Raw genomic sequence first — 19481 nt, 5'->3', positions numbered from 1 at the left:
TCTTACTCCTTCATATATGGGACACCGATTGCCCGTTCTCCGTTTTCCAGTTGTTCGTCAAAGGTCCGTTTATTGTTGCGGTCGTTGAAGAATCTGACGATAAAGTAAAAGATTGGGACAATCACAAAGAGCCAGTGGCCATAGAAGGGACTTGCAATGGCAATCCCCGTGATCACAAGGTTGAGCAGGAGGGTCATAAAGACACGACCAGCCCAGATTCTCCGCCAAAACATGAAGGATTTCGGCATATCCTTGAAATGACTCTTAGTAATCGAATAACTTAATCCTTCTTGAAAAATCAGAATCAAAATCAGGACCCCACCAAAATTCAAGGCTGAAAAAGGGCTCGGATTAACCATGATCCACTTGGTCAAAATCGGAATCAGGCTCAAAAGGCCAGTAAAGATAAAGTCTTGGACGATGATGCTCTCCGTGATTTCTTCCGTCAGGGCAAAAATCTTATGACGGTTGAACCAGAAATTGGCAATGACCACAAAGGAAACCAGGAAGACGCCGACGCTCTCGATGAACTCGAGATAGCCGACATGCTCGGACGGCACCGGAATCTCAAGGAGCATGATGGTGATGATGATGGCAATCATGCCATCTGAGAAGGTCTCAATATGGTCACGTAGCTTGCGTTTCCGGGTCCTGTCGTCCTCTTCAGCGTGGAGCTTCATCTCCCGCATCAACTCAGCATCGCTCATCTCAGCATAGTGGGGATGGGCCGCGAGAAATTCCTCCTGGAGCTCTTTTCTGGCCTGGATCATCTCAGGATTGCGTTTTAGCTCTTCATATTTGCGTTGCTGGCGGGGCGACATCCTGCTTTTTTTCGCCTCTCGTTGCCTCTGCTCTTCTGACTTGGTCGGCATGCCAAAGCTCTGGCCAATCATCCGACCAAGGCCTTCAGTGATGGCCTCTTCGCTCGGTTCATTCTTGATTTCTTTTGATTGATCTTCTTCCATCAGGCCTGTCCTTCTTTCGTGTCCAATATGATCGTGACCGGCCCGTCATTGACCAGACTGACCGCCATATCTGCCCCAAATTTACCTGCCTTGGTTGGGACGATTTCATTTAATTTTTCGTCAAATTTAAGATACATCTGCCGGGCAAAATCAGGCTGGCCAGCCCGGGTAAAGCTCGGCCGATTGCCCTTTTTCGTATTGGCATAGAGGGTAAACTGGCTAATAGAGAGGATTTCCCCCTGGATGTCCTGAATCGAGCGATTCATTTTGCCGACTTCATCTGAAAAAATCCGCATCTGGCTGATTTTACGGATGCTGTAGTCGAGGTCAACTTCAGTATCAGCATCCTCGATCCCCACCAGGAGCAGGAGGCCGGGACCAATTTGATTGATGACCTTGCCATCGATGGAGACAGAGGCTTCTTTGACGCGTTGGATGACTGTTTTCATATTGATAAAAACTCCTAAGTTAAGGCTGGTAAGATAACATTAAAGAAGACAAGGACAAAGACCAAGAGATAGGCCCACATCAAAAGATAGGTCAAATCAAACTTTATCCACTCTTTCAGCCTTGATAAGACGCCCTCATAGCCAACTGTGACAAGCACCAGCAGGGGGAGCATTGCTGAAATAAAATAGCGACCCTGAGGTTGATAATCACTAAAGAAAGAATAATAGACGGAAAAAAGGAAGGGAATGACCATGCAGGCCAGAAGTGATAGAAAGAAGATTGGACTGAGCAGTCTCTTCTTGATAAAACTGTAAATCACTCCTAGACCAAGGCCCAGGCTCAAAAGGCCGACATAAAATTGGTACATCCACGCCTTCATTGGAAAGGCCAGTGGACCAAAGACCCCTAAAAATGACTTCAAAGAAACAGAAAGCCAGCTCGTCCCCCTAGCCCAGCTAGGAAGGCTTGCGTTATCAGACCATAGCATTTGCCAGATGTCCTGATGGAGATGCTCTGGTGTCTGTCTTAGCGATGGCTTGAAATTCCCTTGACCATAAAGTTCTCCAAAATGATTGGAAATCGATGTCCCTAAAAAGTCATGAAATTTAAGATAATTCCAGATAAAGAACCAACCGGCCATTAGAAAGACCAGTAAAATAATGAAGAGCTCCTTCTTTATAAGGCCCTTGTAATCCTTTTTATGAGCTTGCAGATAGGTCACATTAAAAATGATGACACTGCAAAACACAAAGGCGCCTGCAAAATAATAAGTCAGAAGGGTCAAGGCAAGACCGACAGACAAGAGAAATGCCGTCAGCCAGCTCCAACCGTCTTCTTTTCCCCGAAGCCAAGCATAAAAGATAAGGTAAGTCGTGAAGACTGAGAAGGCATCGTTATTAAAATAGGTTGAAAGATAAAAAAATTGTGGCAATAATGCTGATAAGGTACAGAAAAAAAGAATAGGAGCCTGTCGGTCAAAGAGTTTTTTCCCTATCTGCAAGGCCAGAGCAATCACAGCTAAACCAGAGCCCATGCTTACAAAACGTGCAAAGACAGAAAAAGAGAGGCGACTAAAGGCCGTCGGCGAATAGTCCAGCGGTTGCTGAAGCAAGAAATGACCTGCCTTCACAAAAAAGGCCGCAATGATTGAAGGAAAATAAGGCTGAAAGGCATAAGAAAATCCCCAGACCGGAATCCTCACCGCTGTTTCTGTCCCGTAGGGAAGATGGAGGTAGTTTGCAATAAAGTTAACAACCGTCATCCGCGTCCGCTCGTCAGGAGCCCCGTTATTCGCTCCAAAGCTAAAATGCAGGCTACCATACAAGGCAAAAGCAAAAAACAGGGCAATTAAGGCCCAAAAATATATCTTTCCAAAAGTTGTCAACGGGCTTTTTTTCAGCTGATACTTCTCCCGTCGAAGTCCTAATTCATTGGTCATTGGTCATTCGTCCTCTTCACATTATAAATCTTAATTTTATCCCAAATAATCATAGCCGATTCCAACGGGCTCTCGTTAACTGGGACTATGTGATTGTTCGCCATTTTTATACTTTCATTGTACCAAAAAAAGCCAAAATTAGCTTTTAACTTCTGCAAATTCTGGCTCAAGCTTCATTCAAATGGAGCAAAATCTTCAATCATCTTCTCAGCACACTTCAGGCCGTCAATCGCCGCAGAGACAATCCCGCCCGCAAAGCCAGCCCCTTCGCCTGAAGGATAAAGGCCAGCGATGTTGATGGACTGGTGGCTCTCCTTGTCCCGCAAAATCCGGACGGGCGAGCTTGAACGGGACTCGACCCCTGTCATGACGGCATCTTTCCGGTCAAAGCCTTTGATTTTCTGACCAAAGGCAGGCAGGGCTTCTTCCAGTGCCTGGTTGATAAAGTCAGGGAAGAGCTCATGGAGCTCGGTCAGCTTGACACCAAGGGCATAGCTGGGCTGTACTTCGCCGATAGCCTCAGACGGCCGGTGTGCCAGGTAATCCCCCAGGAGCTGAGCTGGCGCCTGGTAAGTCCCACCGCCAAGCTCAAAGGCCTTCTTTTCCAGTTCCTCTTGGAAGTCAATGCCAGAGAGGACTTCTCCCCCCTTAAAATCTTCTGGAAAGACCTGGACAATCAAACCAGAATTCGCATTTTCCGCATCCCGAGCGTGCTCAGACATGCCGTTAGTCACGAGATGGCCAAGCTCTGAAGCGGCAGGCACAACAGTCCCTCCAGGACACATACAAAAGCTATAGACACCTCGCCCAGAGCTGGCCTTGTGGGTCAGGTGGTACTCTGCCGCACCCAGCCTTGGATGCTGGGCAAAGTCCTTATACTGGGCTTCATTGATCAAACTCTGGGGGTGTTCAATCCGGACACCGACTGCAAATGGCTTGGCCTCCATCTGGATGCCCCGGGCATAAATCTTCCGGAAGGTATCCCGGGCCGAGTGACCAATGGCCAAGACCATCTGCTCAGCCTCAAAATGCCGGCCGTCAGTCAGTGTCAGCCCCTTGAGCTGGAGATTATCTCGCTCGTCTTCGACGATGTCAAAGTCAGCCACTTGGGCCTCAAAATGGACTTCCCCACCCAGGCGAATGATTTCCTCCCGAATAGAGACCACAATATCCCGCAGGAGGTCGGTCCCCACATGAGGATGAGACTTGTAGAGAATGTCCTCAGGGGCACCGGCTGCGACAAACTCGGACAAGACCTTCCGACTCCGCAGGTCTCTGACACGGCTGGTTAGCTTGCCGTCAGAAAAGGTTCCCGCCCCGCCTTCGCCAAATTGGACGTTAGAGGCAGGATTGAGCTCGCCATTTTTCCAGAAATTATCAATGGCCTTGACCCGGTCAGCCACCTGCTGACCCCGTTCAAGCACAATTGGCTTGTAGCCCATCTGAGCCAGGAGCAGGGCAGCAAACATGCCGGCAGGGCCGAAGCCGACGACGATTGGCCGATGCTTCATCTGGACCTGTCCAGGCACAGGTAGCTTATAGCGGAAATCTGGCGTTTTCTGCACATTTTTAAGTTTTTTCTTGAGGAGGCTGGCCTCATGCGGAACATTCACATCGACTGTGTAGTTAAAAATGATGCCTTGACCATCCCGATTTCTGGCGTCAATGGATTCCTTGTAAATCCTAAAGTCTGACAGGTCTGAGACCGGCACCTTCAGCCGCTTCGCCACCATCTCTGGGAGCTTGGTCGTTGGCTCATCGATTGTGAGTTTGAGTTGTGAGAGTCTGATCATTTCATTTCCTTTTCTTGGCCTGCCAGCAATTCTGGCAAAAGCCCGCTCTTGCATTATAACAAAATCCCAGCCGAAGCTGAGATTTATTCACAGTCATAGCTGGCATCCGCCTGATTATCCAAGACCGCATCAATCCGGTCAAGGGTCTGATTCGCCAGCTTAACCGCCTCGGCTTCGCCTGACAGCGCAATCTCTTTCAAGCCTTCCATCGCCAGCTTCAAAGCTTCAAATTCTGAATCTTTTATCATCCATTCGTCCTCTTCACGCTGTAAACATCCGGCGTCATCTTGATTTTATCGACAATCAAGGTCAAATCAGCCAGACTCTTAATCCCTAGGGAAATGTGAATATTCGCCATCTTCATGTCCTTGGTCGGCTGGGCATTGATCGAAATCAGGTTCTTAGTCGTGTTAGACAGGACCTGCATGACGTCGTTCAAGAGGCCAGGCCGGTTAAAGCCGTAGACATCGATATTAGCGACATATTCCTTGCTGTGATTCTCGTCGCTTTCCCATTCAACGTCGACCAGACGGGCCTCGAAGTCCTCTTGACCCCGGACATTTTTACAGTCAGCCCGGTGGATAGAGACCCCACGGCCCTTGGTAATATAGCCGATGATTTCGTCGCCCGGCAGGGGATTACAGCACTTGGCAATCCGGACCAGAAGCGAGTCAATCCCAGAGACCGAGACCCCGCCGTCATGGCGGATCTTCATGACCTTCTTGTTTTCCCGCTTGACCTCGCCCTTCATCAGCTCTTCAGCTTCAGCCTTGGACTTTTCACGCTCGGCCTTACGGCGTTCTTCTTCGGTCAGACGGTTCGCCACAGTGACAGCTGAGACCTCGCCAAAGCCGATGGCAGCATAGAGTGCTTCTGGATTCTTGAAGCTCATTTTACTGAACAATTCATCAAAGTGCTTCTTGTCCAGATAATGACCGGCCACAAAGCCCAGTTCTTGTAGGGCATCTTGCAGGAGTTCCCGGCCCTTATTGACAGAGAGCTCCTTGTCTTGATTCTTAAAGAATTGCTTAATCTTATTTCTGGCCTTATTGGTCTTGACCAGCTTGATCCAGTCCCGGCTCGGCCCAAAGGAAGATTTGCTGGTGACAATCTCGACCCGGTCACCCGTTTTCAGCGTAATTGACAGGGGTTGCATCCGGCCATTGACCTTAGCACCTGTTGCATGGTCGCCCACCTTGGTATGGATGGCATAGGCAAAGTCAATCGGCCCAGAGCCTGCAGGCAGTTCTTGGACCTCGCCGTCGGGCGTGAAGACATAAATCTTGTCCGAAAGAATATCCTCTTGAACCGCCTTCACAAAGTCTTCCGCTGAGTCGCCGGCCTCTTCACGGAGCTCGACCAACTCATGGATCCAGTTCAATGTCTCAGAAATCTCATGGACGTCGACTTTCTCTTTAACACCCTTCTTGTAGGCCCAGTGGGCAGCAACCCCGTATTCTGCGACCTGGTGCATTTCACGGGTCCTCAGCTGGAACTCAATCGGTCCCTTAGGCCCGTAAACGGTCGTGTGGATAGACTGGTATCCATTGGCCTTAGGATTGGCAATATAGTCCTTAAAACGCCCAGGCATCGGCTTCCAGAGCTCGTGGATATAGCCAAGGGTCGTGTAGGCATCCGCCGTCGTCGCTGTGATACAGCGGATGGCCGTCAAGTCATAGATTTCGTCAAAGCGTTTTTTCTTGTCGTGCATCTTGCGATAGATGCTGTAGATATGCTTAGGACGGCCGTAAATCTCAGCCTCGACACCTGCCTTTTCAATATGGTGGCTGAGCTTGCCAATGACCTCAGCGACCAGCTCTTCCCGGTCAGCCCGCTTTTCATTCATCAGGCCACGAATCCGGTAAAACTCGGCCTCATCGAGGTAGCGAAAAGAGAGGTCCTCTAGCTCCCACTTGATGCTGGCAATACCCAGACGGTGGGCCAGAGGGGCATAAATCGCCATGGTTTCACGTGAAATCCGCTTTTGCTTGTCAGGGCGGAGATGCTTGAGCGTCCGCATGTTGTGCAGGCGGTCGGCAAGCTTGACCAGGATGACCCGGATGTCCTTAGACATGGCCATCAGCATCTTCCGGTGGTTTTCAGCCAGCTGTTCTTCATGGGAAAGGTATTCGACCTTGCCGAGCTTGGTCACACCGTCGACAATGTCAGCAATCTCATCGCCAAAGAGCTCTTTGAGGTCAATCTTGACAAAGCCCGTGTCCTCAACGACATCATGCAAAAAGCCTGCCGACACGGTCATCGCATCAAGCTTGAGTTTCGCCAAAATCCCGGCCACCTGGATGGGATGGACAATGTAGGCCTCGCCAGAAGCACGGTACTGATCGCTATGGGCGATGGTGGCACACTCCAGGGCCTTTTTAACCAGGATAAGGTCAGATTCATTCATGTAATCCGTACAGATCTGAACCACCTGGGCACCTGTCAATATGGGTTCTTCAGCCATGCTTTTCTCCTCAATAATCGAGTGCGATGAGCTAGAAAGTTAGGAAATTAGATAAATCCCAGAACCTGTGCAGGCACAGAACCTTGCGATTTTCTAAATTTCTAACTTTCTAAGCGAGCTCATCTTACATCTTGAATTAGATTTAGTTTATTTTATCATAAAATTCTGGTCAAAAAAAGCAATGACAGGGCCACTGCTTAGTGAAAAAGCTCATAATATGCGGAAATAGCCGACAGGGCATAAAGAGGGGCCGTCTCAGCCCTAAGAATCCTTGGCCCCAGACCAATCGTGCGGGCACCTGCCGCCTCAAAAAGCTGAATCTCCTCTTCAGAAATCCCACCTTCAGGGCCAAAAATCAAGAGGAGTCGTTTGGGCATTTCTTCGAGTGCCTGGGCAAAGACCGTCATCTCGCCTGATTTCGCCGATTCTTCGTAGGCGACAAGAATACTGTCAAATTCAGACAGGCGTCCTGAAAGGTTTCTAAAATTCTCAAAAAGCTGAATCTCAGGGATTTGCAGCCGCATCGACTGCTCAGCCGCTCCCAGGGCAATTTTCTCCAATTTTTCTGACTTCTTCGCCAGTTTCTTGGCGTCCCACTTGGCGACAGACCACTTGAAGGGTGCCGCCCAGATGGCCTTTGCTCCCAGCTCCGTCGTCTTTTCGACGATAAAGTCCAGCTTGTCGCCCTTGGGAAAGCCGACAGCAACCGTGACCTCAAGTGGAAGTTCCTGCTTGGCCTCTAAGACTTCAAGCAATTTAACTTCCTGCTTTTCCAGGTCGGTTACTTCGACCAGGCCGACCCGAGCGTCCTCAAAGACCAAGCGGAGCTTGTCGCCAGCCTCAGCCCGCATGACCTTAAAGATATGATGGCTGGCCGATTCAGCCTGAAGGGAAACCCGCCCGCCAAGCTCAGGCAGGGCCTGCTTCACAAAGTATTGATTAGCCACCGATCACGCCCGTCCTATCTTCTGTTTTCTTGAAAATCACGCAATTCCATTCGCCTTGAATCATCCGGGTCTCCAGGAAAAAGCCAGCAGACTCAGCCGAGGCAATGACCATGTCCGCCTTGTCAGCAATGATCCCGCTCATGATCAGGTAGCCCTCAGGCTTGACCAGGCGATAAGCATCCTCTGTCATCAGGACGAGAATATCGGCTAAGATATTAGCCACAATCACATCTGCCTCCTGGTCAATCCCCTCTAAGAGATTGTTAGCAGAAAGGGAGATATCCTCACAGCCCGGGTTCAGGTCGATATTCTCCTGAGCCACACGGACAGCCACATCATCGATGTCATAGCCATAAATCTTGCCCGCCCCCAGCAGACGGCTGGCAATCGAAAGCACTCCTGAGCCCGTCCCAACGTCAAGCAGGGTCTCACCGCCACGAATGACCTGCTCAAGGGCATAAAGGCTCATCTTGGTCGTCGGATGAGTCCCTGTCCCGAAGGCCATGCCAGGATCCAGCTTGATGAGCTTTTCAGTCGCTGAAGCCTGATAATCCTCCGTCCAGCTCGGCAAAATCGTCAAATCGTGGGTAATCCGGGCAGGCCTAAAGTACTTCTTCCAGGCATCTGCCCAGTCAGCCTCAGCCAGATTATCGGTCGTGACCTCAAAGCCTTCTAGGTCAAAATAGTCTGATAGACCCTGAATCTTGAGCTCCAAATCTGCCTTTAGTTCTACAATCGGCAGGTTTTCAGGATAGTAGGCCTTGACCTCAATGAATTCAGACTGCTCGATGTCAGGAAGAATCTCACCAAAGTTATCTTCGTGGGTCAGGTAATCAGCTGTATCGTTGATTTCCACACCACCAGCGCCTGCCTCGATGAGGAGGGCAGAGACTGCTTCTTCAGCTGCTCGTTTGATTTTTATGATGATTGCGTTCCAGTTGTTCATGTTTTTTCTTTCTTTTTGTATTTTTCAAAATAATGATTAAGGAGATTAAAAAGCTGTAAATGCTCTTCTTTAGCCCTCTTCTCATATCTTCCTCTTAGCTTAAGAACGTCACTTCTCCCACGATTATGTTTAAGATAGATGCTATTTCCATATTTTAGTTCAATATCTGAAATGTTCTTCCAGGCTATCAGCTTACTTTTTCTAATCCTACGCTTAGTAATCCCTTGAGCGTTGATTAAAATGCCCGGTCTTTTTAGCAATAATAGTATTAAATATATGGCAGCAAAAAACAAAACAAACATGATCAAAGTATAGAAAGGAAAGCCAACAAGCCAAGCTAGAGGCTTATTATGAACGTCGATACCAATCATTCCCCAGTATCTACTTCCCCCTAGAGGCAAGTAAAAGCTCCCCGATAAAATTTCCGGAAGATAAAACAAAATCGAAAGCGCTCCAATAAACGAGAAGATAATCCCTATAAAGGCAATAAACTTATTGATAAACAATTTCACTAATACACCGTCGCCTTCAGGAACAACTCTGAGCTTTCTCTCCTTCATTCCTACAACACCCTCGTCGTCCACTCCTCACAATTAATCACTTCATCGACCAAACCTTCATAAAATTCCGGTTCGTGGCTGACCATCAAAATCGTGCCAGAATAGGCCTTCAAGGCCCGCTTCAGCTCGTCTTTTGCGTCCACATCTAAGTGATTGGTCGGTTCGTCAAGGACAAGGATATTGCTCTCGCTATTCATCAGCTTGGCAAAACGCAACTTGGCTTGTTCCCCACCAGAGAGGACATAGACACGACTTTCGATTTGCTTTGCAGTCAAACCGACACGCGCAAGCGCGCCACGGAGTTCTGCTTGATTCCAACTTGGATACTCGTCCCAAAGGTCATCCAGCACTGTCTTGCGACTCGGCTCTTTGATTTCCTGCTCATAGTAAGCGATATGCTGGAATTCGCCCTTAACAACCTGACCAGATAAAGGCTTAATCAAGCCGAGCAAACTCTTCAAGAGGGTTGATTTCCCGATCCCATTTGAGCCGACAAAAGCAATCTTTTGCCCCGCTTCGACTTTGAAGTTAATTTCAGAAGACAGCTGTTCATTATAACCAATGACCAAATCTGTCGCCTCAAAAACCAGACGGCTTGGTTTACGACTAAACTTAAAGTCAAAATGTGGTTTTGGTTTTTCTGAGATTGTTTCAACAATTTCCATCTTCGCCAGCTTCTTCTCACGCGCTTTAGCCTGTCCACTCGTCGCGACATTTGCCTTCTTCTTGGCAATGAAATCACGCAAGTTTGCCGCTTCAGCAACTTGGGCATCATGTAAAGCTTCAAGCTGACGTTTTTTCTCCTCAAAGACACGCTCAAACTCAGTATAACTCATCGCATAACGTGTAATATCCTGCCCATGCACATGATAAATGATATTCACGACTTCATCCATAAAAGGCACATCGTGGCTGATCAAAATAAAGGCATTTTCATAATCTTTCAGATAATTTTTCAGCCAGAAAATGTGTTCTTCATCAAGATAGTTGGTCGGCTCGTCAAGCAAAAGAATATCCGGCTTTTCAAGAAGGAGTTTTCCAAGCAGAATCTTCGTCCGCTGACCACCAGACAGATCGGCCACATCCTTGTCCAGGAGATTGGTCAAACCCAGTCCCCGTGCTGTTTCTTCAACCTTGGCATCAATCATATAAAAGTCGCCAGCATCCAGCTCAACCTGGAGCTCTCCGGCTTCTTCCAGGGCCTGAGTCATCTCCTCTTCAGACATCTCAACCACCTTCATATAGATGTCATTAATTTGTGCCTCAATATCAAAAAGATATTTGAAGGCTTCAGACAGGGCTTCACGAGTTGTCTTTCCCTTGCCTAAGACCGCGTGCTGATCCATGTATCCGACACGGTGCTTTTTAGACCAGGTTACCTTACCCTCATCAGGAATCAATTTCCCTGTGATGATGTCCATGAAGGTCGATTTCCCCTCGCCATTGGCACCGACAAAACCGATATGCTCACCCTTAAGCAGGCGGAAGCTCACATCTTCAAAAATTGTCCGGTCGCCAAAGCCATGACTCAGGTTTTTTACTTCTAATATACTCATTTTTCTAAAATCCTTAACTCAACTTATCTAATATCTTGGGTACTTGTAAAACTTTGCTTCATTCAGCTTGGCCCTGCCTGCCTCAAAGGCTTCCCGGTCAAAATCCAAGCTAAAGGCCTCCGCCTCCTCATCAGCCAAAAAATCCATCAGGGCATCCAGCCCCTTGTCAGCCGTCTCCTGTAAAAAGTTGACAAAGTAGGCCAGAAACTCTTCTGACAGACCCTGCGGTGGATAGGGAATAGCAGCCAGATAATCTTCAGGCTCAAACTTTGACTTGACAGGATTGTAAAAAAGTACTGCATCCTCATAAAGCACGTTTTCTTCAGACTCTACACCGTCTGCATCCGTCAATGCCAGGCCATCAGGGTTTTCAGCCTCCAGCAAAAAGCTGACCTCTACTGCAAAGTTTCGCTTATCCCAGTTCATCTCTGAATCATAGCTAAAATTCTTGTCTAATTGCTGGTTTAAAATATCCAGAAAACCGTAGTCTGCCATTTCTTGAGCTCCTTGTTTTGTGTTAAAATAATTATATCAAAAAACTTAGAAAGACCCGCCTTGCAGATAAGAGATATCCAACCTAAAGACTTCGCCGATGTCGCTGACTTTGAAAATGAAAATTGGACGGGAATTGCGACCCCTGTCATCATGAGTTCAACAGCTGAGCAAATCATGAATAAAATCCTCCGAGAAGGGCGTGACTACTATCTGGCTGTAAACGATGATGACAACCAGATTCTCGGCATCCTTGACGCCGGCCTCCGCCATCCTATCCTCGCCTCCCGCCATGTCATGACTTTTGGCTTGATTGTCGCTGAAGACTTCAGGGAACAAGGCATTGCCAAAGCCCTCCTCAAGCACTTTTTAGAGATTGCTAGAAAAGAAGGCTTCCAGAAAATCAGCATGGAAGTCCTGGCTGGAAATGAACCAGCCATCAGCCTCTACGAGTCCTTTGGCTTTGTCCTCGAGGGCCGTCAGAAAAAAGAATTCAAAATCGAAGGCAGATATGTCGATAACCTGCTCTACGCCTACTTTCTATAAAACAAGTTTACAGACCTGTCAACTTCATTGACAGTCTAAAAATTAAAGGAACAAGATGCCACAACAAAACCTCGCCCGCCGCATGCGGCCTAGATCCATTGAAGAAATCATCGGCCAGGAGCATCTGGTCGGCAAGGGAAAAATCATCCGCCGTATGGTTGAGGCTGAGCTTTTGACATCGATGATTTTATACGGCCCGCCAGGCATCGGTAAGACCTCGATTGCCTCTGCCATCGCAGGGACCATGAATGCGGCCTTTCGGACCTTTAATGCGACTACAGACAGCAAGAAACGCCTCCAGGAAATCGCCGCAGAAGCCGAGTACTCCGGCAAGCTCGTCCTCCTACTCGATGAAATCCACCGACTGGATAAGCCAAAGCAGGACTTCCTCCTGCCTCTGATTGAAAACGGCCAGATTATCCTGATTGGGGCGACCACTGAAAATCCTTATTTCTCAGTGGTTCCCGCCATTCGCTCCCGGGTGCAGATTTTTGAGCTCAAACCGCTCGAGGCTAGCGACCTGGAAAAGGCCGTCAGCCTGGCCCTCTCTGACAAGGAGCGAGGCTTTGATTTTGAGGTCAGGCTTGACGATGAGGCCAAAAACTTCCTGGTCCACTCGACCAATGGCGACCTCCGCTCGACCTTCAATGCCTTAGAGCTTGCCGTGCTTTCTTCTACAGACCACCAGGTGACCCTAGAAGACATGGAAAACAGCCTCCAACGCAAGGCAGCGACCTTTGACAAAGACGGCGATGCCCACTATGACATCCTCTCCGCCCTGCAAAAATCTATCCGGGGCTCTGATGTCAACGCCAGTTTACACTATGCTGCCCGCCTCGTTGAAGGTGGCGACCTGCAGAGTCTGACCCGTCGCCTCATGGTTATGGCTTACGAAGACATTGGCCTAGCCAATCCTGATGCGGCCCTCCATACAGTGTCAGCCATCCAGGCGGCAGAACGCCTCGGCTTTCCTGAGGCCCGGATTCCCATTGCCAATATCGTGATTGACCTGGCCCTATCGCCCAAGTCCAACGCTGCCTACACAGCCATGGATACAGCGATTTCTGACCTTGGCAAATACGGCAACCTCCCGATCCCCAGCCATCTCCAGGACGGCCACTATGCCGGTGCCAAAAAACTCGGCCGTAGCGAAGGCTACCTCTACGCCCACAATTACCCCAACCACTGGGTTGACCAGCAATACCTGCCAGATAAAATCAAGCAGGCTGACTACTTCCAGCCTGATGATACCGGCAAGTACGAAAAGGCCCTCCATGCTAGAAAAGTCTGGATTGACGAGCAAAAGAGAAAGAAAAAATGACGGAAGCGATTGAATATATTCCCCTAAAAAGCATCGTGAAAAACCCCTACCAGCCCCGGACCCACTTTGATGAAGAGGCTCTCGAGGAGCTGGCGGATTCTATCAAGGAAAACGGCGTCCTCCAACCTATAATCCTGCGGGAATCCAAGGTCATCGGCTATGAACTCCTGGCTGGCGAACGCCGTTTTCAGGCCAGCAAGAAGGCCGGTCTCACGGAGATTCCAGCCATCGTGCGGGACTATGACGACGAAGAAATGATGCGACTCGCCATCCTCGAGAATCTCCAGCGGGAAAACCTCGACCCTATCGAGGAGGCCCGGAGCCTACAGGCCCTCAAAGACAAGCTAGTCCTCAGTCCAGAGGACATCTCTAAACAGCTCGGAAAGTCCAGAAGCTACGTCTCCAACAGCCTCCGCCTCCTGAAGCTCCCTGAATCCATCCTGACTAAAATCGAAACCGGAGAGCTCTCAGCTGGCCACGGCCGGACCCTGCTTGCTGTCAAGCAGGCAGACAAGCAGGAAGCTCTGGCCCTGCGGACCATCAAGGAAAAACTCAGTGTCCGCCAGCTAGAAAGTCTGATTTATCCGCCTAAAAAGAGTCCTAAAGCAAAGGCCATCAACCATGCTGAGGCCCTTGAGGAAGAGCTCAAGCAGATTATTGGCAACCAGGTTAAAATTAAGGCGAATAAGAAAAATCAAGGGCAGATTAGTATTAGCTTTGATGATTTGGAGCAGTTAGATTTGATTGTGGAGAGGCTTAAGAGGAATTAGATGCTACCGCTTTGGACACCAGGCTTTCAAATTCCTCTGGTGCGGAGCTCTCATTCCTCCAAAAAGACCGAAATACCAGCATTCTGCGAGATTAGAAAAAGTGTCCACTGGACACTTTTTTAATTACTCGCGTTATAAGCTTCAGCCGGAGCCAGCATCTGCTTGAGCTCGTCAGGACCTGTTGTACTTGACATCCGGAAGCGTGAGAGGGTCAAGAGGCCGTCCGAAGCTGTAGCTGCCTGGGCAACTGCCCCATTACGACCTGGTTCGGCCAGACCAAATTCATAGCCCAGTTGCTTGGCGACGGTCAGTGTATCAGCATTGTAGCCACCTGCCGGATAGCAGATGATATTGGTCGTGATGCCCAGATGTTGCTTCAAGGCCGCCTGCGAATCCCTCAGTTCAGCCGTCTGAGCGGCCGCATCCTGCGTGCCCAGGTCATTGTGGTCAACCGTGTGACTACCAAAGTCCCAGCGACCGCTGGCCTTCATCGTGTTCACATTGTCCCAACTCAGGATCCCGCCTTGCTTATTGTCAATAAATCCTGTGATCAAAAAGGCCGTCGCATGCATGTCATATTTTTCAAGAATTGGGGTCACATCCCGGAGATTGGTCAGTGAGCCATCATCAAAGGTCAGCCAGACCATCTTATTGCTGGGCTTTTTGTGCTCTGTAATGATTTTCTGGGCCTCTTCAGCCGTCACTGTGGTGTAGCCGGCCTCCTTCAAGGCCTTCATATCTGCATCAAAGGTCGCTGCTGACATCCAGTTGCTGTCGGTCAAATCAGAATCCTGGCCCGACACATAGTGAAACATAAGGATGGGAAGCTGGTTGTCGCCCTTACTGTCAATCCAGGTCGCATTGGCCATCTTGGGCTTAGCTTCACTAGAACTGCTTGCCTTCGTAGATGAGGCAGTACTGCTCGCCTGCTCGGTCTTCTCTGCCGGCTTTTTTAGAGCCTGCTGGACACGAGGATAGGCCAAAACAGCTGCGATACCAAGGATTAAAATGACCAGGAGACTTCCTAAAACCAGAGGAAACTTTGACTTCTTCGGCCTTCTTCTATTTCTTCTTTGCATAAGCCTAATTTTATCAAAAGAGCATCAAAAAAGATAGACTTCTGCCCATCTTTTTATGCTTAAAAATGCTGGCAATTTAACCTCGAAGTGCCCGCAGGGCATAGAGGATAGAGACCACATCGATGACCTCTTGAAAAAGTGCCCCGATGATAGCCGGGATCAGCCCGGTTACTGCAATCAGCATCAAAATAATACAGATGATAATCCCAATCAGAACTGCCTGACGGGCAATCTTCATGGTATCCCGGCTGATGGTCACAGCCGTCGGCACACAGTTGATATCGTTCTTCAGCAAGACCAAATCAGCCGCTTCGCTGGCCGCTGTTGCCCCGCCGACACCGACCGCAATCCCGACATCTGCCAGGGCCAGGGCTGGAGCGTCGTTGATGCCGTCACCGACCATGATGGTAGGCTTGTGCTCAGCCGACTGGATGGCTGCCAGCTTTTCATCGGGCAGGAGACTGGCGTGAACATTGCTGATATTGACCTCAGCAGCAATCTTCTGGGCCACCCGCTCGTTGTCGCCGGTCAGCATGCTGATTTCATTGATGCCGAGCTTCCTAAGACGGTTAATAGCCTCAGCAGCATTTTCCCGAATCTGGTCTGAAAAGGTCACAGCACCGATATACTGGTCATCCCGGCTGACATAGAAAGCCGTCTCATAGTCAAGGCCTTTAGGGGCATCGACAAAGCTGGCCCGACCAATCTTGATGTCAGAGCCATTGACCATGGCTTCAACCCCCATCCCTGGCACTTCTGCCAGACGGTCGGCCGAAATATTAGGGATGTCGCCCTTTTCAACATAGGCCACTAAAGCCTTAGCCAAGATATGGTTACTTTCCTTTTCCAGTGCGTAAACAATGGCCAGGAGCTCTTCTTCAGAAACAGCCTCGACCGGCTTCACCGCTTCAACCTCAAGCTCTCCATCAGTGATGGTCCCCGTCTTATCAAAGAAAATTGATTTGGCCACAGCCAACTTCTCAATAATCTGGCCATTCTTAATTAAAAAGCCATTTTTAGAAGAGCGACTCATCCCAGAAACAAAGGCAATCGGAGCCGCCAAAATCAGCGGACAAGGACTGGCCACAACCAAGACCTCAGCAATCCGAACCGGATTCCCAGAAATAAAATAAGCCACAGCTGCAATGATATAGGCGATGATAGTAAAAGGCACGGCATAGCGGTCGGCCAGGCGGACAAAATTCGCCGGCGTAGACTCAGCCTCTTTAACCAGGCTGATAATCTTTTGAAATTGCGACTCAGAAGCTGGCACTGTGGTCTGGACCTCGATGCTGTTGTTGCCGTTAATCGCACCAGACATGACGTTATCGCCCTTGACCAACTCATTGGGCTTGCTTTCTCCCGTGACCGAAGCTTCATTGAGGCTGGCCGCCGCAGAAAGTAGGATGCCGTCGATGGGAATCACTTCCAGCGGACGCACCACGAGGGTCGTCCCGACAGCAATCTCATCGAGGGCCATGTCTTTGATTTGCTCTGACGCCTTGACATGGGCAATGTCAGGCGACTGCTCCAAAAGACTCGACAGCTCACGGTTGGCCCGGCCTGCCGCATAGTCTTCCAAACTTTCTCCGCCGACCAACATTAAAATGATAATCAAAGAAGCCCAGTACTCACCCACGAGCAGGGTTGCAATAATGGCCGTAATCGCCAATAAATCGACACCGTAAGAGCCGCTACGCAGGGTTTTAATCATTTCCCAAAACATAGACAGTGCTAAAACGCCACCCGCGACCGTTACAATGCCACGCGAGACTAAGGGTGCCTTAAATACAAACTCGGCCAAAAGGGCTGCGATCGCAATCGCAAAGACCAAGACGAGTTTTTGCCAGTTTTTCATGTGTATTCCTCCAAAAACAGTTTTTCGTGAATCATTTGCCCTGTTTGATTTGAAGACGGCCAGCCTTGGATACTGTTTTTATCCAGGATAGCTGACGGCCTCGCCTCGCACTTTGAGTCTTTCGACGCTGAGCTGTTGACTGTTTGAAGTCTCACATGAGAATATCTTAATTATAACAAAGATGACCTTTCCAGCAAAATGGGAAGACTGTCAAAGTCTTTTGACAGAGGAGGGTCTATCAGGCTGATTTTCGCCTTGAACGCTTTGATTAGAGAATTCTGGCCGTCATTGCTTCCCTTGGTCGCATTGAAGTCTCAGAGCTCTCGGCAATCAAATGTCAAGTAATAATACTTTACAAAACTTGCATTTCAAAAATTTTATGCTATACTAGTAAAGTAAGTTTTTGCTAGACAAGAACAAAATCAATCACGGAGGACCAAAACAATGGCAGTACCTGCACGTCACACTTCAACATCGAAGAAAAACAAACGTCGTACCCACTACAAATTGACAGCTCCATCTGTTACATTTGACGAAACAACTGGCGACTACAGCCGCTCACATCGCGTTTCACTTAAGGGCTACTACAAAGGCCGTAAAGTCCGCGACGTTAAATAATTTAGTTAAGAAGAAAGGAGCCTATCATGGCAGCTGGAGTACGCTCACACGTTATTCTTGAACACAAAGAATCTGGAGAACGCCTTTATTTGACACAAAAAAATAAACGTAACACACCAGACCGTTTGGAATTGAAAAAATACTCTCCAAAACTTCGTAAACACGTTGTATTTAAAGAAGTAAAATAAAAAACAGCGATTTATTAAATCGCCGTTTTTTTGTTGGCAAAACTCAGTAGAATGCCAATGAGATAAAAGACTGCCATAAGGGCAAAAGAGATCTCTGCTCCAGCAAGAGCCTTGCTGGCCTGATAAAAGATAACCCCCAAGAGTGCCACGCCAAACAGAGAGCCAATCTGTCTTGCCACGTTAAAGATTGCTCCGGCAAAATTGCTGTGTTCGTCCCCTGCCTTTTGCATGGCAGTTGCCGTCATCGCTGGGACGACAATCCCCACGCCCAGATTAGCGATTGCATATATGATAGCATAGACAATATAAGGCAAGGTTAAAATAAAGGGCAAGACCGCTGAACCAAGCGTAGCTAAAACAAGGCCAAAGATAAGCATTTTATCTGTGCCAAATTTTTTAACCAGCCTTGAAAAAACTAAATTCCCAATCATAAAAACAATCATCATCGGAATCAGCTGGGCCCCGGCCTCAACAGCTGTCTTATGGCTTGCTGACTGGAGATAAAGGCCAAAGATAAAGAGGCCACCCATCATAGAGGCATTCAATAAAAAGGCTGTGATATTGGCGTAGACAAAGGCCTTATTTTTGAGTAAAGCCAAAGGAATCAGTGGATTAAGAGATTGCTTTTCATTCAAAATAAAGAGAAGCAGACTAACAATAAAGATAAGAAAACTCACTATCGCTGGAAGATAAGTCCAACCATGGCTTCCTCCCTCAATCAATGTATAGGCAAAGCTAGCCAGCATAAGCATACTAATCAAATTGGGAATGAAACTAACCCTTAAAGTCCTATTTGAAGTCGGGCTTAGAGCATAGCGATAAGCTAGAATCAAACCAATGATGCCAAAAGGAACATTGATAAAAAAGATACTCCGCCAGCCTAAAAATGAAATCAAAGCCCCACCTACAAAAGGCCCAAGACCTGATGAAACAGAGACAATCGCTGACCAGATACCCAACATTTTAGCCCGTTCTTTTTCATCAGTAAATGATAAAACCAGTAAACTTAGAGAACTGGGCATAAACAGGGCCGAACCAATCCCTTGCAAGAAACGAGAAGCTATCAACCAGGCCCCGTTTTGAGAAAAGGCTCCTGAGATAGACCCGATGGTAAATATAACTAAGCCTAGTAAGTAAATCTGTTTTGCTCCAAATTTATTGGCCAAGACCCCGCCTAATAAAAGCAGACTCGCAAAAGATAATAAATACGAATCAACAATCCAAGTCCCGCTAGAATTATCAAGGGATAAGGCCTTTTGAAGTGTAGCAACAGCGACGTTCATTACTGAAGCATCGAGTGTTGCCATGATAAAGCCAATGGCCAATGTGATCAAGATTAAGCCGTTTGAGACTTTTTTCTCTGTCATTTTAATCTCCTATTCTTAAAAATCTCTCTACTTTGTAAGCTCAGAGAGCCCAAGCTTCTAAGCTTTGATGATATAATTGATTCAGCTAAAAGCTGATACTTTGGAAGTATAGCACAGCGACAA

General features: G+C 48.2%; 19 protein-coding genes. 5 read left to right on the top strand and 14 right to left on the bottom strand.

The window, feature by feature from the left end; translation table 11 throughout:
* Positions 1-2: 2 nt before the first annotated feature.
* From NtB2_RS05195 to NtB2_RS05150, 11 genes are all read right to left on the bottom strand, one after another.
* The gene (locus NtB2_RS05195) at positions 3-965 is read right to left on the bottom strand and encodes a TMEM175 family protein (RefSeq protein ID WP_109245882.1); all 963 of its coding nucleotides are present in this window, start codon (positions 963-965) and stop codon (positions 3-5) included.
* Complete coding sequence (gene dtd, locus NtB2_RS05190; protein ID WP_109245881.1) at positions 965-1414, bottom strand: D-aminoacyl-tRNA deacylase; 450 nt, start codon at positions 1412-1414, stop codon at positions 965-967. The genes NtB2_RS05195 and dtd overlap by 1 nt, the downstream gene beginning before the upstream one ends.
* Positions 1415-1428: 14 nt before the next feature.
* Complete coding sequence (locus NtB2_RS05185; protein WP_109245880.1) at positions 1429-2853, bottom strand: glycosyltransferase family protein; 1425 nt, start codon at positions 2851-2853, stop codon at positions 1429-1431.
* 173 nt (positions 2854-3026) lie between these two features.
* Positions 3027-4646 (bottom strand): NAD(P)/FAD-dependent oxidoreductase, encoded by a 1620-nt coding sequence (locus NtB2_RS05180; protein WP_109245879.1) that lies wholly within the window; start codon positions 4644-4646, stop codon positions 3027-3029.
* 83 nt (positions 4647-4729) lie between these two features.
* Positions 4730-4894, bottom strand: a complete 165-nt coding sequence (locus NtB2_RS08620) for a hypothetical protein (RefSeq protein WP_165814958.1) — start codon at positions 4892-4894, stop codon at positions 4730-4732.
* Entirely contained in the window at positions 4891-7110 is a 2220-nt protein-coding gene (locus NtB2_RS05175; protein ID WP_109245878.1) for a RelA/SpoT family protein, read from the bottom strand. Before NtB2_RS05175 ends, NtB2_RS08620 begins: the two co-directional genes overlap by 4 nt.
* 197 nt (positions 7111-7307) lie before the next feature.
* Positions 7308-8057: a 16S rRNA (uracil(1498)-N(3))-methyltransferase gene (locus tag NtB2_RS05170; RefSeq protein ID WP_109245877.1), complete on the bottom strand. Its 750-nt coding sequence runs from the start codon at positions 8055-8057 to the stop codon at positions 7308-7310.
* Positions 8050-9003 (bottom strand): 50S ribosomal protein L11 methyltransferase, encoded by a 954-nt coding sequence (gene prmA, locus NtB2_RS05165; RefSeq protein ID WP_109245876.1) that lies wholly within the window; start codon positions 9001-9003, stop codon positions 8050-8052. Before prmA ends, NtB2_RS05170 begins: the two co-directional genes overlap by 8 nt.
* Positions 9000-9587, bottom strand: a complete 588-nt coding sequence (locus NtB2_RS05160) for a hypothetical protein (protein WP_125194966.1) — start codon at positions 9585-9587, stop codon at positions 9000-9002. The genes prmA and NtB2_RS05160 overlap by 4 nt, the downstream gene beginning before the upstream one ends.
* Positions 9566-11119, bottom strand: a complete 1554-nt coding sequence (locus NtB2_RS05155) for an ABC-F family ATP-binding cassette domain-containing protein (RefSeq protein WP_109245874.1) — start codon at positions 11117-11119, stop codon at positions 9566-9568. Before NtB2_RS05155 ends, NtB2_RS05160 begins: the two co-directional genes overlap by 22 nt.
* A gap of 27 nt (positions 11120-11146) precedes the next feature.
* Positions 11147-11614, bottom strand: coding sequence for a DUF3013 family protein (locus NtB2_RS05150; RefSeq protein ID WP_109245873.1), 468 nt, complete (start codon positions 11612-11614; stop codon positions 11147-11149).
* Between the two features lie 60 nt (positions 11615-11674).
* Here NtB2_RS05150 and NtB2_RS05145 point away from each other — a divergent pair, with 60 nt between their 5' ends.
* Genes NtB2_RS05145 through NtB2_RS05135 form a run of 3 tightly spaced genes read left to right on the top strand, consistent with a single transcriptional unit; the run spans position 11675 to position 14248 of the window.
* Positions 11675-12157 (top strand): GNAT family N-acetyltransferase, encoded by a 483-nt coding sequence (locus NtB2_RS05145; RefSeq protein WP_225867050.1) that lies wholly within the window; start codon positions 11675-11677, stop codon positions 12155-12157.
* 55 nt (positions 12158-12212) lie between these two features.
* A complete protein-coding gene (locus NtB2_RS05140) occupies positions 12213-13478 on the top strand; it encodes a replication-associated recombination protein A (RefSeq protein WP_109245871.1) in 1266 nt (421 codons plus the stop codon).
* The gene (locus NtB2_RS05135; protein WP_109245870.1) at positions 13475-14248 is read left to right on the top strand and encodes a ParB/RepB/Spo0J family partition protein; all 774 of its coding nucleotides are present in this window, start codon (positions 13475-13477) and stop codon (positions 14246-14248) included. The genes NtB2_RS05140 and NtB2_RS05135 overlap by 4 nt, the downstream gene beginning before the upstream one ends.
* Positions 14249-14367: 119 nt before the next feature.
* Here NtB2_RS05135 and NtB2_RS05130 read toward each other — a convergent pair whose 3' ends face one another.
* Together NtB2_RS05130 and NtB2_RS05125 are read right to left on the bottom strand one after the other, a co-directional pair.
* Positions 14368-15327, bottom strand: coding sequence for a polysaccharide deacetylase family protein (locus NtB2_RS05130; protein WP_109245869.1), 960 nt, complete (start codon positions 15325-15327; stop codon positions 14368-14370).
* 76 nt (positions 15328-15403) lie between these two features.
* Positions 15404-17185, bottom strand: a complete 1782-nt coding sequence (locus NtB2_RS05125) for a heavy metal translocating P-type ATPase (RefSeq protein ID WP_109245868.1) — start codon at positions 17183-17185, stop codon at positions 15404-15406.
* A 444-nt stretch (positions 17186-17629) separates the two neighbouring features.
* On the opposite strand from NtB2_RS05125, the gene rpmF reads away from it, so the two are divergent.
* Complete coding sequence (gene rpmF, locus NtB2_RS05120) at positions 17630-17803, top strand: 50S ribosomal protein L32 (protein WP_109245867.1); 174 nt, start codon at positions 17630-17632, stop codon at positions 17801-17803.
* A 26-nt stretch (positions 17804-17829) separates the two neighbouring features.
* Positions 17830-17991, top strand: coding sequence for a 50S ribosomal protein L33 (rpmG, locus tag NtB2_RS05115; RefSeq protein WP_109245866.1), 162 nt, complete (start codon positions 17830-17832; stop codon positions 17989-17991).
* Positions 17992-18005: 14 nt separating this feature from the next.
* Here rpmG and NtB2_RS05110 read toward each other — a convergent pair whose 3' ends face one another.
* Positions 18006-19358 carry an MFS transporter gene (locus tag NtB2_RS05110; protein ID WP_109245865.1) on the bottom strand — a complete coding sequence of 451 codons (1353 nt, stop codon included), beginning with the start codon at positions 19356-19358 and terminating at the stop codon, positions 18006-18008.
* Positions 19359-19481 lie beyond the last annotated feature (123 nt).

This window comes from Lactococcus termiticola (assembly GCF_003116835.1).
In the GTDB taxonomy this organism is placed as follows: Bacteria; Bacillota; Bacilli; order Lactobacillales; family Streptococcaceae; genus Lactococcus; species Lactococcus termiticola.
This window is presented reverse-complemented; position numbering and strand designations above follow the sequence as displayed.